Here is a 524-nt window from a genome sequence, read left to right as displayed (position 1 = left end):
TACGCGATGTAGAGCCGGTCGCGGGACTGCGGCACCGGCAGGCAGGTGCGCGGCAGCACGTGCGCGGAATTCAGGGCGATGACCCGGGTCTCGTAACCGAGGTCCTGGATCTCGCGCAGCCACCGATGCCGGTCGTCCCACTTCCAGCACTGCACGACGTTTTCCATCACCCCGGCCAGCACCGGCTTGCCGCGCGCGGCCATCGCACGCAGATACCGGGGAATCTGCTCGACCAGCGCGCGGCTGCGCCCGGACGCCGGATCCTCGACGATGCCGAGTTCCTCGTCGAACCGGTACTGGTTGCTCTGGTCGAAGTAGCGTTTCTGTCCCTTCGCGTCCGTCCATTCCGGGCACGCCGGGCTCGCCCAGAACATCTCGGTCGCGGGCAGCCGCGTCAGGTCGATCTCCCTGACGTCGCCGGGCGGAAGATGTTCCACCGTGGGGAAATTCAGCTCGTGCACCGCCACACAGACCGGGTTGTGGTTGGCCGCGATCCGGCCCGTGAGACCGGGCACCGCCCGCCA

The 524-nt window shown here is 68.3% G+C and carries 1 pseudogene; it reads right to left on the bottom strand.

The window, feature by feature from the left end:
• Positions 1–524: pseudogene (locus tag A5780_RS43100) on the bottom strand (DNA cytosine methyltransferase); the annotation flags it as partial.

The organism is Nocardia sp. 852002-20019_SCH5090214, from assembly GCF_001665865.1.
Lineage (GTDB): Bacteria > Actinomycetota > Actinomycetes > Mycobacteriales > Mycobacteriaceae > Nocardia > Nocardia nova.
The sequence above is the reverse complement of the archived record's forward strand: the minus strand, read 5'-3'. Positions and strand labels throughout refer to the sequence as shown.